This is a genomic window from Microbulbifer marinus (assembly GCF_900107725.1).
In the GTDB taxonomy this organism is placed as follows: Bacteria; Pseudomonadota; Gammaproteobacteria; order Pseudomonadales; family Cellvibrionaceae; genus Microbulbifer; species Microbulbifer marinus.
In genome coordinates this window covers 716,450-732,146 of record NZ_FNQO01000002.1, presented here as the reverse complement: position 1 = coordinate 732,146, position 15,697 = coordinate 716,450, and the positions used below count along the sequence as shown (strand labels likewise).

The 15,697-nt window shown below is 62.8% G+C and carries 15 protein-coding genes; 4 read left to right on the top strand and 11 right to left on the bottom strand.

Annotation, left to right across the window (positions count from 1 at the left end; genetic code table 11):
* Positions 1-22: 22 nt before the first annotated feature.
* Genes BLW36_RS11200 through hppD form a run of 3 tightly spaced genes read right to left on the bottom strand, consistent with a single transcriptional unit; the run spans position 23 to position 2,678 of the window.
* Positions 23-1,030 carry a fumarylacetoacetate hydrolase family protein gene (locus tag BLW36_RS11200; RefSeq protein WP_091388275.1) on the bottom strand — a complete coding sequence of 336 codons (1,008 nt, stop codon included), beginning with the start codon at positions 1,028-1,030 and terminating at the stop codon, positions 23-25.
* The gene (locus tag BLW36_RS11195) at positions 1,027-1,587 is read right to left on the bottom strand and encodes a VOC family protein (protein ID WP_091388273.1); all 561 of its coding nucleotides are present in this window, start codon (positions 1,585-1,587) and stop codon (positions 1,027-1,029) included. Before BLW36_RS11195 ends, BLW36_RS11200 begins: the two co-directional genes overlap by 4 nt.
* Positions 1,588-1,592: 5 nt before the next feature.
* Entirely contained in the window at positions 1,593-2,678 is a 1,086-nt protein-coding gene (gene hppD / locus BLW36_RS11190; protein WP_091388271.1) for a 4-hydroxyphenylpyruvate dioxygenase, read from the bottom strand.
* 394 nt (positions 2,679-3,072) lie between these two features.
* Here hppD and BLW36_RS11185 point away from each other — a divergent pair, with 394 nt between their 5' ends.
* Positions 3,073-4,428, top strand: coding sequence for a serine hydrolase domain-containing protein (locus BLW36_RS11185; RefSeq protein WP_091388269.1), 1,356 nt, complete (start codon positions 3,073-3,075; stop codon positions 4,426-4,428).
* 182 nt (positions 4,429-4,610) lie between these two features.
* Here the strand turns inward: BLW36_RS11185 and BLW36_RS11180 are convergent, their stop codons facing one another.
* Positions 4,611-5,429 (bottom strand): DUF533 domain-containing protein, encoded by an 819-nt coding sequence (locus tag BLW36_RS11180; protein WP_091388267.1) that lies wholly within the window; start codon positions 5,427-5,429, stop codon positions 4,611-4,613.
* A 224-nt stretch (positions 5,430-5,653) separates the two neighbouring features.
* Entirely contained in the window at positions 5,654-5,911 is a 258-nt protein-coding gene (locus BLW36_RS11175; RefSeq protein WP_091388265.1) for a hypothetical protein, read from the bottom strand.
* A 295-nt stretch (positions 5,912-6,206) separates the two neighbouring features.
* Here BLW36_RS11175 and BLW36_RS11170 point away from each other — a divergent pair, with 295 nt between their 5' ends.
* Positions 6,207-7,190, top strand: coding sequence for a calcium/sodium antiporter (locus tag BLW36_RS11170; protein ID WP_091388263.1), 984 nt, complete (start codon positions 6,207-6,209; stop codon positions 7,188-7,190).
* Positions 7,191-7,208: 18 nt separating this feature from the next.
* On the opposite strand, the gene BLW36_RS11165 is transcribed toward BLW36_RS11170, so the two are convergent.
* The 6 genes from BLW36_RS11165 to BLW36_RS11140 form a co-directional block, all read right to left on the bottom strand.
* Positions 7,209-7,529 (bottom strand): chaperone modulator CbpM, encoded by a 321-nt coding sequence (locus tag BLW36_RS11165; protein WP_091388261.1) that lies wholly within the window; start codon positions 7,527-7,529, stop codon positions 7,209-7,211.
* A gap of 2 nt (positions 7,530-7,531) precedes the next feature.
* Positions 7,532-8,488, bottom strand: coding sequence for a DnaJ C-terminal domain-containing protein (locus BLW36_RS11160; RefSeq protein ID WP_091388259.1), 957 nt, complete (start codon positions 8,486-8,488; stop codon positions 7,532-7,534).
* 89 nt (positions 8,489-8,577) lie between these two features.
* Entirely contained in the window at positions 8,578-10,278 is a 1,701-nt protein-coding gene (locus BLW36_RS11155) for a flotillin family protein (RefSeq protein WP_244506220.1), read from the bottom strand.
* 14 nt (positions 10,279-10,292) lie between these two features.
* On the bottom strand, positions 10,293-10,949 hold the full coding sequence (locus BLW36_RS11150; protein WP_091388257.1) for a YqiJ family protein: 657 nt from the start codon (positions 10,947-10,949) through the stop codon (positions 10,293-10,295).
* Positions 10,949-11,611 carry a PspA/IM30 family protein gene (locus BLW36_RS11145; protein ID WP_091388255.1) on the bottom strand — a complete coding sequence of 221 codons (663 nt, stop codon included), beginning with the start codon at positions 11,609-11,611 and terminating at the stop codon, positions 10,949-10,951. The genes BLW36_RS11150 and BLW36_RS11145 overlap by 1 nt, the downstream gene beginning before the upstream one ends.
* A 29-nt stretch (positions 11,612-11,640) precedes the next feature.
* Positions 11,641-12,096, bottom strand: a complete 456-nt coding sequence (locus BLW36_RS11140; RefSeq protein WP_091388253.1) for a hypothetical protein — start codon at positions 12,094-12,096, stop codon at positions 11,641-11,643.
* Positions 12,097-12,268: 172 nt separating this feature from the next.
* Here BLW36_RS11140 and BLW36_RS11135 point away from each other — a divergent pair, with 172 nt between their 5' ends.
* Both BLW36_RS11135 and BLW36_RS11130 read left to right on the top strand, forming a co-directional pair.
* Positions 12,269-13,651: a nicotinate phosphoribosyltransferase gene (locus tag BLW36_RS11135; protein WP_091388251.1), complete on the top strand. Its 1,383-nt coding sequence runs from the start codon at positions 12,269-12,271 to the stop codon at positions 13,649-13,651.
* 308 nt (positions 13,652-13,959) lie between these two features.
* Positions 13,960-15,591, top strand: a complete 1,632-nt coding sequence (locus tag BLW36_RS11130; RefSeq protein ID WP_091388248.1) for a TldD/PmbA family protein — start codon at positions 13,960-13,962, stop codon at positions 15,589-15,591.
* Positions 15,592-15,697 lie beyond the last annotated feature (106 nt).

Here is a 15,697-nt window from a genome sequence, read left to right as displayed (position 1 = left end):
TTTTTTGTTCGCGCTGGCGGCGTTACGCCTGCTCCACCGTCTGCTCGATGCGGCCGAAAATGGACTGGCCGTTTTCGTCCGCCATCTCGATGGCGATGTTGTCACCGAACTGCATAAACGGCGTGCTCGGCTGGCCGTTCTGGATCGTCTCGATCATGCGGATCTCGGCGATACAGCTGTAGCCAACGCCGCCCTCGGCCACCGGCTTGCCCGGGCCGCCGTCCAGCTTGTTGGACACGGTACCGGAACCGATGATGGTGCCGGCACCCAGCGGGCGGGTCTTGGCCGCGTGGGCGATCAGCTGGCCGAAGTGGAAGGTCATGTCCACGCCGGCATTCGGCTCGCCGAACTTGCTGCCGTTCAGCTGCGATACCAGCGGCAGGTGCAGCTTGCCTTCCTTCCAGTTGTCACCCAGCTGCGCCGGCGTCACGCACACTGGCGAGAAGGCGCTGGAGGGTTTGGACTGGTAGAAGCCGAAGCCCTTGGCCAGCTCGTTCGGGATCAGGCCGCGCAGGGAAACGTCGTTCACCAGCATCACCAGTTTGATGTGCTTGAGCGCGTCTTCCGCGGTCACCCCCATTGGCACGTCATCGGTGATCACGGCGATTTCTGCTTCGAAGTCGATACCGAAGCCTTCACTCTGCGGCATTTTTACCGGCTCGCGCGGCGCGAGGAAGGTATCGGAACCGCCCTGGTACATCAGCGGGTCGGTCCAGAAGCTCTCCGGCATTTCCGCGTTACGCGCCTTGCGCACCAGCTCAACATGGTTGACGTAGGCACTGCCGTCGGCCCAGTGGTAGGCGCGCGGCAGGGGCGAGTGGCACTTGGCCTGGTCGAAGGCTTCGCCCTGGATCTCGCCGCTCTCGAGTTTCGCGTGCAGCGCTTCCAGGTCCGCCGACGCGGCCGCCCAGTTGTCCAGCGCGGCCTGAAGGGTCGGGGCGATGTCGCTGGCCACTGCCATGCGGGTCAGGTCGTTGCTGACGACGACCAGCTGGCCGTCGCGGCCGGATTTAAGACTGGCTAACTTCACTGTGCCTCCACTTCAACAGTCGGTTTGAACTCTTCTTCGCCGTGCATCCACGCGGCGTGGCGCGGTGCCTTCTTGGTGCGCGACCACTCGTCGAGCATCTCTTCCGCCACGCGCTTCAGCTCGGAGTGCATACCGGGCTTGGCGGTGTTGGCGGCCAGCTCGATGCGGTGGCCGTTCGGGTCGAAGAAATAGATGGACTGGAAAATGGTGTGATCGGTCGGGCCGAGCACGTCCACGCCGGCGGCTTCCAGTTTGGCCTTGGTCGCCAGCAGTTCGTCCATATCCTCCACTTCGAAGGCGATGTGCTGCACCCACTTGGGCGTGTTCTCATCGCGCCCCATGTCCGGGGAGTTGGGGATTTCGAAAAAGGCCAGCACGTTGCCCATGCCCGCGTCGAGAAACACGTGCATGTACGGGTCCGGCTCCTTGGTGGAGGGCACTTCGTTTTCCGCGATGGCCAGCTGGAAGTCCATGCCGAGGAGATCGCGGTAAAACTCCACGGTCTCCTTGGCATCCCTGCAGCGGTAGGCCACGTGGTGAATGCGTTTGATGCCCATCAGCCTCAGGCCTCTTTCTTGTCGCCGATCACGCCGCGCTGCAGCTGATCGCGCTCGATGGATTCGAACAGCGCCTTGAAGTTGCCCTCGCCGAAGCCTTCGTCTTCCTTGCGCTGGATGAACTCGAAGAACACCGGGCCGAGCATGTTGGCGGAGAAGATCTGCAGCAGCAGGCGCGGCTGGCCGCCTTCGGTGGTGCCGTCCAGCAGGATGCCGCGGGACTTCAGTTCACCGGTGGGCTCACCGTGGCCCGGCAGGCGCTCTTCCAGCATGTCGTAGTAGGTGTCCGGCGGCGGGGTCATGAATTCCATGCCGCGCTCTTTCAGGCGGTCCCAGCACTGGATCAGGTCGTCACAGGCAAAGGCGATGTGCTGGATGCCCTCGCCGTTGTACTTCATCAGGAACTCTTCGATCTGGCCGCCGCCACCGGCTGCCTCTTCGTTCAGCGGGATGCGGATCTTGCCGTCCGGCGCGGTCATCGCCTTGGACAGCAGGCCGGTGTACTCGCCCTTGATGTCGAAGTAGCGGATCTCGCGGAAGTTGAACAGGTCTTCGTAGTACTTGGCCCAGTACTCCATGCGGCCGCGATAGACGTTGTGGGTCAGGTGATCCAGGGTGTGGAAGCCACAGCCTTTCGGATGGTGGTCGACGCCTTCCAGCCACTCGAAGTCGATGTCGTAGATGGTCTCGCCTTCCTTGTAGCGGTCGATCAGGTACAGGGTGGCACCGCCGATACCCTTGATCGCCGGCAGGCGCAGCTCCATCGGGCCGGTGTGCATTTCGCGCGGCTGCGCGCCTTTCTCCAGTGCCCGCTCGTAGGCGGCCTTGGCGTCCTTCACACGGAAGGCCATGCCACAGGCAGACGGGCCGTGCTCCTGGGCGTAGTAGTGGGCGTGGCTGCCCGGCTCGTAGTTGGTGACGAAGTTGATATCACCCTGACGCCACAGTTCGACGTCCTTGGAGCGGTGGCGGGCTACCTTTTCGAAGCCCATGGCCGCGAATACGTGCTCGAGGATGCCTTTTTCCGGCGCGGTGAATTCGACAAACTCAAAGCCATCGAGACCCATCGGGTTTTCAAACAAATCGGCCATGTGGTCCTCCGTTTTTTCTCTCGTTGGGCTGCCATCCGTGCGGCAGCATACTCATTAGTTTCAGGTGCAACGAAGTTAGTTACACGTGCAACTAATGTCAAGGGGTGCGGGCACAATCTGTGGTCTCCGATGCGGATTCCGGTCATCCAATTGGCGCGAAGTCCGCTATATGGCGGCCAGATGGCGCCAAAATTCAGCAAAACCAGCCTAGTCCGCCAGTTTCTGGTCCAATCCAGCTAGTGGCTTGCACTATTTCTAACGTGCACAGAACCCAAACCGCAGCGCCGGGAGCTGACACCAACCGGCAGCTTTACGGCTCAAACGAACCAGTAACGGTCATCTACGCCCGATACAATCCGTCGGCAGAACCTTTCTACGCCCCGACGGAACAACAATGAAAAAAACCATCACGCTACTGCTGGGCAGCGCGGCCGCACTGCTGCTGGCCCTGGCACTGCTGGCGCCGAGCCTGCTCGGCTTTTCCATCACCCAGCTCGGCAGCGCCGTGCGCGTCGCCACCGGCATGGGCGCCAAGCTGGCCTGCTCGGCCCGTTTCGTGTCCGGCTTCGACGAGGCGCGCATCGTCGACGACCTGGCCTCCTACTCCCCGGCCAACCGCCTGCTGGATCTGCACTACGCCGACAAGCGCGTCAGCGCGGCGCTGCTCGGCATGGGCCGCACCAGCGCCAGCTACCGCGACGGCCTCGGCTGCACACTGGATATCGGCGATACCAGCACGCTGGATCAGGTGCAGGTGCAGCCGGTGCTAACGAACGGCGACGAGTGGCCGCTCGGCAGCAGCGTTTCGTCCATCGACGCCAATCTGCAGCAGCGTGTTGAGGCGATCGTCGCCCGGGACAACGCCGCCGGCCTGCAGACCCGCGCTTTAGTCGTGGTGCAGGACGGCAAACTGCTTGCAGAGGCCTACGGCCCGGGTATCGATGCCGAGACACCGCTGCTCGGCTGGTCGATGGGCAAGAGCCTGACGGCGATGATGCTGGGGCGCATGGAAGCCCTGGGACTGGCGAACAGCCAGAGCAAGCCGGTGTTCGCCGCATGGGCCAGGGACGCGCGCGCGCAGATCGCGCTCGAGGATCTGCTGCGGATGTCGTCGGGCCTCGACTTCGACGAGACCTATGCGCCGGGCAGCGACGCGACAAAGATGCTGTTCAACGCGCACAGCGCGTCGGACGTGGCCATGGTGAGCCCGGCCATGTATGAGCCGGGACAACACTTTTCCTATTCCTCCGGCACCACCAACCTGCTCGCGCGCTGGATGCACGAGCAGCTCGGCGGCGACGTGCAGGCGAGCCTGGATTTCTTCAGCCGCGAGATACTGCAGCCGCTGGGCATGGCGCATACGGTGTTCGAGGTGGATCCGAGCGGGGTGTTCGTCGGCAGTTCCTATATCTATGCCTCCGGCCGCGACTGGGCGCGGCTGGGACAGCTGATGCTGAACCGCGGCGAGTGGCGCGGCGAGCAGCTGCTGGGCGCCGACTGGGTCGCGCGCGCGGCGGCGCCGAACCCCAGCGCCAACGAACCGCGCTACGGCTACCAGTTCTGGCTGAACGGCGGCGGCGATGCGCTGCGCTACCCGCAGTTGCCGGCGGATGCCTATTTCATGAGTGGCAACCGCAAGCAGGTAGTGATGATCTCGCCCTCGACCAACACCGTGGTGGTGCATTTGGGCTGGTCTGCCGGCGGCTATCCGACCGGGGAGAACTTCGCCGAGTTGCTGCCCGGCGCCTGATTACTTTTCGTCGTTCCGGCGCAGGAACGTCATGCCGGGCTCGATCCGGTACCGGAAACCAGCGACTCCGATAGTTGTTCTGGATACCGGCCTGCGCCGTTGTGACGATTTGGAAACAGAAGATTACTTACGACAAGGGCGAACCAGTTGGTTCGCCCTTGTTCGTTGCCACTATTGCGCGCTCAGGCCGCGTGGGGTACCTGCGCCTCGATCAGGTGCGCGGCCTCCTCGGAGATACCGAGCTTCGCCGCCAGCTGATCCATGTAGGCGTGTTCGCGCGGGTTGTCCTCGTTGATCGTCATCGCCGATACCAGGTAGACGTCGAATGCGGTAGCCGGGTCCTGCACTCGGTCCACGACCTGGTCGATGTCCACCGGCGTGGTGAGGAGTCGTTGCAGCTCGCGCAATTCCGCTCTGTCCAGCTGGCCCTCCAGCGCGCCGAGGATATTGCGCTGCTCCTGCTCGTCGATGCGGCCATCCGCCTGGGCGGCGGCGACCATCGCGTGCAGCATCAGCTCGGCCTGCTCCTGGCCGTGGGGACTGCTGTCATTGGCGGCAAAACCCAACATGCCGCTTTGGCCCGCCTTGCGCCAGGCACTGGCATCTGTGCCCTGCCCCAGCGGGCCCTGCTGGCCGAATTTGCCGTTCAGGCGGCCGAAGATCTGGCCGAGGATATCGTTCAGGTCGCCGGTGCCGGCAGGCGTGCCCGCCGATGCGCCGGTCGTGCCGCGCTGCTGCATCTGCTGGAAGATGCGGCGGGCGATATCCATCAGTACCGCGGCTCCACCAACCGTGGGAACGGCGCCAGGCTGTGCCCGACCGCCGAAGACATTGTCCAGCCCGCTGTCCTGCGGCGCACGGGTGGAGGTCGGCGGCGGCACTCGGGAGAAATCGGGAGGGGGGATATGCGGCGTCTCGGTCGGTGGTGCCTGACGGCGCTTCTTGTTCAACATGGATATGCCGGCGCCGATCAGGGCGCCCAACAACAGTTTCTTGTTCATGCCAAGGGCCCTTACACAGTTGCTCGGGTACCCCTTCACTGTAATGCGCCGACGCCACAGGCCCCACTGACCGGCCGGACTGCCCCCGGCTGGACTGCCCCAAACGGCAGCGCGCGAAACCCCATTAGGGTTTCAGCAGCTGGCATCACCAGCACAGACTGAGCCGACCGTGCGACAGCCCGCACGGCCGGCTCGGCTGGCTGGTTGTACGGAGAGGAGCGCGGCTATTGCGGCTGTTGGACGCCGCAGGTGCCATCGTCTTGGCAGGCACCGCCCTCGTGGAAGGTGCCGTTCAGCCCCTCGCACTGTTCCCGGGTCACCGGACTGGCACAGGAATTGTCCGCCTTCTGGCAACAGCCCGCGGCCGGCGCCATTTCCTTTTCCTCGCGAACTTCCTCGCGTTTTTCGCGTTCACCGCAGGCGGTGCACAGCACCGTCAGGGCGAGCACCGCCAATACACCGTTCACTGCCTTCAACGCCATCTCGAATACCTCATGTGTGGGTTAAGGTCGAAGAATCCGGGCCGGTCTGCAGTCGCCGGCGCATCGCATCGCGCCAGACAGAACCCTACAGAGTTACCCGCGTATGCATTCACTCTAGATCAGTATTTGCGCTAAAGCCTGCTGACCGGCCGGACTACCGCGGCAATTTGTACGATGTGGGAATGCTATTTCGCCGGCGCCCTTCCTGAATCTGACGGAGCCGGTACAATCGGCCCCCCGTTTGCCGGGCGATTGCCCTAATCTCTACCGTGACTGTATCGACATAGGACGCCATATGATTCTCGCCGCCCTCGCCATCATCGCCGGATTCGCGCTACTGGTCTGGAGCGCCGACCGCTTCGTCGAGGGCGCGGCGGCGACCGCCAAGCACGCCGGCATGCCGACCCTGCTGATCGGTATGGTGATCGTCGGCTTCGGCACTTCCGCACCGGAAATGGTGGTGTCTGCGATGGCGGCGCTGGACGGCAGCCCGGGCCTGGCGCTGGGCAACGCCTACGGCTCCAACATTGCCAATACCGGCCTGATCCTCGGCGTTACCGCGCTGGTGATTCCATTGGCCGTGCACTCGAAAATCGTGCGCAAGGAGCTGCCACTACTACTGGCCATCAGCTGCCTGACCGGCGCCTTCCTGTGGAACGACAGCCTGGAGCGCTGGGAAGCGATGGTGCTGCTGGCGGGCTTCTTCGGCCTGATCGGCTGGACCATCTACTCGGCCATGACCGGCAAGGGCGATGTGATGGAGAGCAGTATCGAGGGCGAGCTGGAAATCCACGCGATGACCCTGGGGCGCGCCATCTTCTGGGTGATCGCCGGCCTGGCGCTGCTGATCGTCAGCTCGCGCATCCTGGTGTGGGGCGCGGTGACCATCGCCGAATCACTCGGCGTCAGCGACCTGATCATCGGCCTCACCATTGTCGCGCTGGGCACGTCATTGCCGGAACTGGCGGCCACCGTCGTCGCCGCCCGCAAGGGCGAACACGATATCGCCATCGGCAATGTGGTGGGCTCGAATATGTTCAACCTGCTGGCGGTGGTGGGTATTGCCGGCGCCATTGCACCCATGTCGAGCGTACCGCCGGAACTGCTGTCGCGGGACTGGCCGATGGTGGTGGGCCTGACGATCGCGCTGTTTATCTTCGGCTACGGCTTCCGTGGCCAGGGCCGCATCAACCGCTTCGAGGGTGCGGCGCTGCTGCTGGCCTATATCGCCTACAACACCTATCTGGTGATGACGATTACCCGGGTGGCGACCAGCTGACCGGCCCTGCGGACAAACCTAATCCTCCCGACTTTCCAGGCGCGCCAGCCGCGCCTGCAACCGCTCGATTTCCTCGAGCAGGTCCAGCGCCAGCGCCGCACCGGCCAGATTGACGCCGAGATCCCGCTCCAGCGTGTAAACCTTGCGCACCCGGCGCACGCAGATACCACTGAAGCGCCAGCGCGTGCGGTGGCCGCGCGGCTCGATGACGCCTTCCTCCACCAGCGCGATGATCCGCTCCGCCGGCATGCCGCAGGCGCGACACAGCTCGCTGAGGCTCAGTTCGCTCTCTTCATCGAGAATGGCGCCGGTGATCTCGTCGTGATGTCTGATCGCCATTGCTAGCCTCCCATGCCGGTGCGCGGATCGAATTCAAATGCCTGGCTGAACTGGCGATAGGCATCCTTTTCCGCCTCGGTATTGGCCGGCGGTGCCACCACATTCAGCACGACGTACAGGTCGCCGGGCTCCTTGGCCGGAATACCGCGCCCCTTCAGGCGCAGCTTGCTGCCGTCCTTGCTGTTCGCGGGTATCGTCAGGTGTACCGGGCCATCCGGCGTCGGTGCCTGCACCTTGGCACCGAGGGCCGCCTCCCAGGGGGTCAGCGGCAGGTCCAGGTATACCGTCTTGCCCTCGGCATGATACAGCCGGTGCGGATTGAAGGTGATTTCCAGGTAGAGATCGCCGGGCTTGCCCTCGCCGACGCCGGGCTCGCCCTGGCCGGTCAGACGGATCTGCTGGCCCTCAGTGATACCCTTCGGAATCTTCACGTTGAGCTTGCGCTCCTTGATCTGGGGGCGGCCGTCGGGCCCGAGTACCGAGTGCTTCAGCGTGATCTGACGGGTACCGCCGCGATAGCTGTCCTCCAGGTCGATGGCGATCTTGGCGTAGGTGTTCTCGCCCTCGGCGTGGAACTGCCGCCGCTGGGCGCCGCCGAAACCGCCGCCAAAGCCGCCGGCGCGGCCGAACAGGCTCTCGAAGAAATCGCTGAACGCCTCCGGATCGGCCTCGGTGTAGCCGCCGCCGTGGAACTCGAAGCCCGCGTCCCAGCCGGGCGGTGGGCGGAACTCCTCGCCGGAGTGATAGCCGGCACCGACCTGGTCGTAGGCGGCGCGCTTCTCCGGATCCTTGAGCACCTCATAGGCCTCGCTCACTTCCTTGAAGCGGTCCTCGGCCTGCTCCTCCTTGCTCACATCCGGGTGGTATTTGCGCGCCAGCTTGCGGTAGGCGCGCTTGATTTCGGCCTGATCGGCACCGCGCTCGAGGCCGAGAATGCTGTAGTAGTCCTTGTATTCCATCGTTCTATAAAAGCCGAAAAGTCAGCGGCTCGCCACACTGGTTTAAACACAAAAAAGCCGCCCTAAGGGCGGCTTATCATGCTGGTAAATCAGGCTTCGGTTTCCGGGATCTTGGTGAAGTCGCCGACACCGGCCTCCTTCAGCAGGGAATCGACCAGCGGCGCCATGGCGCGATGCTTCAGTGCGCTGCCGACCAGGGCTTCCGGCAGGCTCTGGCCCTTGACCTCGCCATCGCTGTCGAGGATGCCGCCGCTGGCGCGGCCGTCGATGCCGTTCAGGCCCTCGACGGAAATGATCTTCATGCCCTCGATGCTCTCCAGCGGCTTGACGCTCTCGCGGATGATATGCGGCAGGTTCTCGTGCAGGCTGAGCACCTGCTTCAGGGCGATCTGCGCGTCACTGAGGCTGTTCAGGGCCTCATTCATCAGGCGCTGACCCTCGGCGTCCACCGCGTACTTCTCGCGATCCGCTTCCACTTTGATGCGCACGGCTTCAGCCTCGGCGGCAGCCTGCAGACGCAGCGCTTCGGCCTTGTCTTCCGCCGCGGATTTTTCCGCTTCGGCGGCCACCTTGATCGCGGTGGCCTGGCGCTCGGCTTCCTTCTGCGCCTCGATGATTTCGATGCGCTTGTCGCGCTCGGCGACTTCCACGTCCTTGGCGGTGCGCACCTGCTCTTCGGCTCTCACCGCTTCCGCCAGCGCCACGTTGGCCTGCTGGTCGGCGACGGACTGCTCCTTGGATTTTTCCGCGACGGCGATCGCGCGTTCCTGCTCGGCAATCTCGACGGATTTCTGCTTGGAGATACGCTGTTCATCGAGAATGCGCTCGCGCTCGATCTCCTGCTCTTGCAGGCGTTTTTCCTTTTCGATTTCCAGCAGGCGCGTGGCCTGTTCGGCGCTGATGCGCGACTGGTCCACTTCGCGCTGCGCCTCGATTTCCGCCTGGCGCGCGGCGCGTTCCTGGGCCGCGAGTTCCTTGGCCATGTCCGCCTTCTGCGCCGCTTCGCGGTTTTCGATTTCGCGCTGCTGTTCCAGATACGCGTAGCGTTTTTCCTTGTCGATCTCCAGCTTCTGGCGCTCGGCTTCGAGATTTTTCAGCTCGATCTGCACCATGGTTTCCTGTTCGACGTCGTTCACTTCCTTGCGCCGCGCCTCGATCGAGCGGGTCATGCTGGCGAGACCCTCGGCGTCGAACACGTTGTCCTGGTTGAAGAATTCCTTGTGGGTCTGGTCGAGACCGGTCAGGGAAACGGATTCGAGTTCCAGACCGTTTTTCAGCAGGTCCTCGGATACCACCTGCTGCACTTTCTGCACAAACTGGCTGCGCTGCTCGTGCAGCTCCGCCATTTCCATTTCGGCGGCAACGGAACGCAGCGCGTCGACGAACTTGCCCTCAATCATCTCTTTCAGCGCTTCCGGATCCAGCGTGCGGATACCCAGGGTCTGCGCGGCGTTGGCGATCGCATCGGTATCCGGCTTCACGCGCAGGTAGAATTCGGCCAGCACGTCGACGCGCATGCGGTCCTTGGTGATCAGCGCCTGGTGTTCCTTGCGCGATACGGCGAGGCGCAGGGTATTCATGTTGACCGGGATGATTTCGTGCAGCACCGGCAGCACCAGCGCGCCGCCGTTCATGATCACCTTCTGCCCGCCCATACCGGTGCGCACGAAGGAGCGCTCCTTGGACGCGCGGGTATAGAGGCGCGCGAAGATGGTGCCGATCACGATCAGGCCAACCAGTACCGCGCCGGCCATAAATAGAATCGTGGAAAAATTATCGATCATGTTCATATTTGTTTTTCCTTTTAGTTATTTACCAGGTGCTGGTTGGTCGGGCGAATCACGCGGAAATTCGCTCCGCGCTCCTCCACCAGCAGCACCTGCTCTCCCTGACTGAAAGTGTCATCGGCATCAGGCTCCACCATCACATAGTGGGTGGTGCCGAACTCATCGCTGAAGCGCGCCTCTGCGGGCGAGCCGGCGGCGGCCTCGCCGATGGTGATGGTCGCCACGCGGCCGATAAAGGAATTGCGCCCGACCGCTTCGGTTTCGTCGCCAACGGCGAAACGTCGCAGCAGGTTGCCGACAAAGCGCACCTGCGGCAGCGCCAGCAGCAATACCGGAATCGCCAGCAACCAGCCGGGCAGCAGGAAACCGACCATTGAATCCACGAACATCTGGATCAGCAGGCCGCTGATACCGAAGGCGACCAGAAACGCGACCAGCAGTATCAGCGCCGGCACTTCACCGAAGCGCAGCCAGCCGAGAAACTTGGTCAGCACGCCGCCGACTTCGGTGTCCGGCGCATCCAGGTCGACGTCGACATCCGGCAGCAGGTTGTCGAGCAGATCGGAGATGCCGACACCGATCAGCGTCATGACGCCTTCCAGCACCGCGATCATCAGCATCAATACCAGCGCACCGGTAAACAGCAGATTGCCGTCTTGAAGCAGGAACGCCATTAGGCCTCCGATTTAATTTTTGCCAGCCGCTCCTTGATGCGGTTGTTGCGCGCGAGCTCTTCCAGCTCGGCCAGCTTGCTCGCATCGGCACTGGACTGTGCGGTGGGCACACCGGCATTTTCCAGCACGCGGTTGAAGGCGCCCTCGGCCTGATCCACCCTGTCGGCGGTGTTGCGGCTGCTGCCGCGCTGTTCGCCACCGGCGCCATCGCTGACATGCTCGCTGGCCTTGGCGAATTCGCGCAGCTGTTCGCGCATATCGCGCTTCTTGCCCTGGAGCGCGCTGATATAGGAATTCAGCTCACTGATTTCGGCATCGGCATCGTTTATGGCCTTCTCCAGAACCGGCAGCTGCGCCTCGATATCCATCTGCTTGGCAATGGCGGCCTCGGCCAGATCATCGCGGTTCTCTTTCACCGCAATGTCGATCTGCTCCGCCAGCGCACTGTGACGATTGTTTTCATCGTTGAGGGTTTTGCTGCTGAGGTATTTGGCCGCTTCGGCCTTGCCCAGCTGATCGCGCACCTCGGCAATGGCATCGTCGATTTCGCGGATCGCCTGTTCCATTACCAGCTGCGGGGTGGCGTTTTCCACCGAATCCACCACGGCGTTGGCGGAGGCGGATATCAAGCGGGAAATGCGTTTTACCAGTCCTTCTTTCATTGTTTTCTCCTTCCGTTTGGTTCATTTAACTATTTGTTCAGCAGGCTATCGAGCTGTTTTTTTATTCTTGCGGCAGATTCGGGATCGGCGGTGCGGGGGCTGTCCTGCAGCGCGAGTAACAGAATTTTTTCCAGGAAAGCCTCGATGGCGGGCAGTGACTTTCGCTCCAGTTGCGGCGCCAGCGGCTGCTCATCGGCACAGCTCTGCACCGCCGCGGCGCCCTCGGCGAGCAGTTCCAGCAGCGCCTCCACCAGCAGGCTGCGGTTATCTTCCTCTGCATAGCGGGCCTTGATCGGCAGCACGGCTTCGGCGGAGGCGATGTAGGCACGCGCAAAGCTGTGCATGCCGACGGATTCGCGCGCCATCGCGATCAGCTCGCGCACTTTTTCGCTCTGGGTGACCGCGCCGTTGCGGTCGATGGACATCAGGTAGGCGTAGTCGTCCGCTGACAGGCGCGCCGATATGGATTGGCTTTTATTGAGCATGATATTCCCTTCTCTGCGATGTATACAAAAGTACACACGCGTTTAGAACCGGTCAACGCTTATCGAATGAAATATTTTCCCAAAACGAATGACGCGCCAGACAGGCAGCCTGCGGCGCTTGTGCTTTGCTTTCTAAGGGAGCAATAGCCAAAGGGGGCACGCACTTACCCGAATGTCCGCGCATAACCTGATTCTCAACGTCGACAGCTACAAGGCGAGCCACTACCTGCAGTATCCGCCGGGCGCCGAGTATGTGAGCAGTTACATCGAGTGCCGCGGCGGCGAGTTTCCGGAGGCAGTATTTTTTGGCCTGCAGGCGTTTATCAAGCAGTACCTGCAGACGCCGATCAGCGCCGCGGATATCGACGAGGCGGAGGCGATGCTGCACGCCCACGGGCTGCCGTTTCACCGCGCCGGCTGGGAACACATACTGCAAGAACACGGCGGCCTGCTGCCGCTGGAGATCTCCGCGGTGCCGGAGGGCACGGTGGTGCCGCTGCACAATGTCATGCTGCAGATAGTGAATACCTGCCCCGGCTGCTTCTGGCTGACCAGCTATATCGAAACGGCGCTGGTGCGCGCGACCTGGTATCCGATGACAGTGGCGACGCAGAGCCGCGAGATCAAGAAAATCATCGCCGGCTACCTGCGGGACACCGCCGACTCGCTCGACAACCTGCCGTTCAAGCTGCACGACTTCGGCGGTCGCGGCGCCAGCAGCCTGGAGACGGCGATGCTGGGGGGCATGGCGCACCTGGTGAATTTTCAGGGCACCGACACGGTCTCCGGCCTGGTGGCGGCACGGCAGTTCTACGGCGCCGACATGGCCGGCTACTCGATCCCCGCCGCCGAGCACAGCACCATGACCGCCTGGGGCAAGGCGCGCGAGGCGGACGCCTACGCCAACATGCTCGACCAGTTTGCCGGGCCGGGCAAACTGGTGGCGGTGGTCAGCGACAGCTACGACATCTGGCACGCGATCGAGAATATCTGGGGCGGGGTGCTGAAGGAGCGGGTCATCAACAACGGCGGCACGCTGGTGATCAGGCCCGACTCCGGCGATCCGGTCAAAATCGTCACCGAGAGCCTCGAGCGGCTGATGCGGATTTTCGGCTGCTCCACCAACCGCAAGGGCTACCGGCTGCTGCCGGATTTCGTGCGCGTGATTCAGGGCGACGGCATCTCGCGGCACTCGATACCGAAGATTCTGCAGGCGATGAAAGAGCGCAAGCAGAGCGCCGACAATGTCACTTTCGGCATGGGCGGCGAGCTGCTGCAGAAGCTGGACCGGGATATTCTCAGCTTCGCGATGAAGGCCAGCGCCATCCGTATCGACGGCCACTGGCACGACGTCTACAAGAACCCGGTGACCGGTCCGGAGAAAAAGTCCATGCGCGGCCGCCTGGCGCTGATCGAGAACGCCGCCGGCGACATGGAGACGATCCGCCTGGAAGAGCTAGGCGATAGGCAGAGCCTGCTGCAGCCGGTCTACCGCGACGGCCAGCTGCTGACAGAGACCAGCTTCGACGAAGTGCGGGCGCGCGCGGCGCTATAAAGAGTTGGTTCGTCATGCCGGCGCAGGAACGACGAGGGGCGCTTCCCGATCACCAAGATGCCCCCTCGCGTTGAATGCGCCGCCACTGCCCGGGCCAACCATTCAGCTTCACCAGCCCTCAACTCAACGTCCCGCCGCTTTACAAACGCCGGCCGACAGGATTAGCTGTTCCTTTCGACCGCTGGTGGCTGCGCCGACCGATGTACGGCGTGGAGCCCACGGGCTGCCCCGCGCAGCGGACAATAACAATAACCAATCTCCCGACTACGCCCTCGGCGACCCTCGCGGTCGGGAGCTCGGGGAGGACAATGGACAGAAGAAAATTCCTCAAACTCGCCGGTGTCGGAGCCGGCGGCATCATGCTGCCTGTCTACGGCGTACCGGTATCCGCGGCACAGCTGGCCAGCAACGGCATGGACGTGGGCCAGAAGAAAGTCCTCGCCGACGTGGTCCTGAATACCGCCCGCAAGGCCGGTGCCAGCTACACCGATGTGCGCATCGGCCGCTACCTGAACCAGTTCGTGATGACCCGCGAAACCAACGTCGAGAATATCGTCAACACCGAATCCTTCGGTGCCGGTATACGCGTGATCGCCAACGGCACCTGGGGCTTCGCCGCCACCAACGACCTGACCCCCGACGGTGTCGCCAGGGCCGCGCGCCAGGCCGTCGCCGTGGCCAGGGCCAATGCCAAATACCAGAGCGAGCCGGTGCAGCTGGCGCCGGTCAAGGGTGTCGGTGAGGTGTCCTGGCAGACGCCGATTCAGAAGAACGCCATTCAGGTGCCGATCAGCGAGAAGGTCGACTACCTGATGGAGGTGAACAACAGCGCGCTCAATGCCGGAGCCAGCTTTATCAATTCGGCGCTGTACCTGGTCAACGAGCAGAAGTACTTCGCCTCTAGCGACGGCTCCTATATCGATCAGGACGTGCACCGCCTGTGGGCACCGATGCAGGTGACCGCGGTGGACAAGAAGAGCGGTGTCTTCAAGACCCGCGACGGCCTGAGCACCCCGGTGGGCCTCGGCTACGAGTACCTGGATGGCCGCGAGGAGGACAAGATCCACGGCCAGACCACGCTGTACAAAGATTCCTACGATATGGTCGAGGACGCACAGCTCGCCGCCGAACAGGCGAAGGCAAAGCTGTCAGCCAAGTCGATCGAACCGGGCAAATACGACCTGGTGCTGGAACCCCTGCACCTGCGCCTCACGATCCACGAATCCGTCGGCCACCCGCTGGAGCTCGACCGCGTACTCGGCTACGAGGCCAACTATGCCGGCACTTCGTTTGCGACGCTGGATAAGTGGCGCAGCGGCAAGTTCAAGTACGGTAGCGACAAGGTCAATTTCTTTGCCGACCGCACCCAGCCCGGCTCCCTCGGCGCCGTGGGCTATGACGATGAGGGCGTGCAAGCGAAGCGCTGGGACCTGGTCAAAGACGGCATCCTGGTGAACTACCAGGCCACCCGCGATCAGGTACACATGATTGACCAGAATGAATCCCACGGCTGTTCCTATGCCGACAGCTGGTCCAGCGTGCAGTTCCAGCGTATGCCGAACGTGTCACTGGCACCCGGCAAGGAAAAGTACTCGGTCAAGGACATGATCCGCGATGTGGAGAAAGGTATCTACATTCTCGGCCGCGGTTCCTACTCCATCGACCAGCAGCGTTACAACTTCCAGTTCGGCGGGCAGCTGTTCTACGAGATCAAGAACGGCGAGATCGTCGGCCAGGTGGAAGACGTCGCTTACCAGTCGAACACGCAGGAGTTCTGGAATTCCTGTAGCGCCATCTGCGACGAGAGCGATTACCGCCTCGGCGGTACCTTCTTCGATGGCAAGGGCCAGCCGAGCCAGGTGAGCGCCGTTTCGCACGGCTGTGCCACCTCCCGGTTCGACCAGATCAATGTAATAAACACCAAACGGAAAATTTCGTAGGGAATCTTTAAATAGTTTTTTCGTCACCCCGGCGCAGGCCGGGGTCCAGGCGGTTCGAGAGTTTCTGGATTCCGGCATTCGCCGGAATGACGAATTTCGGAGATTC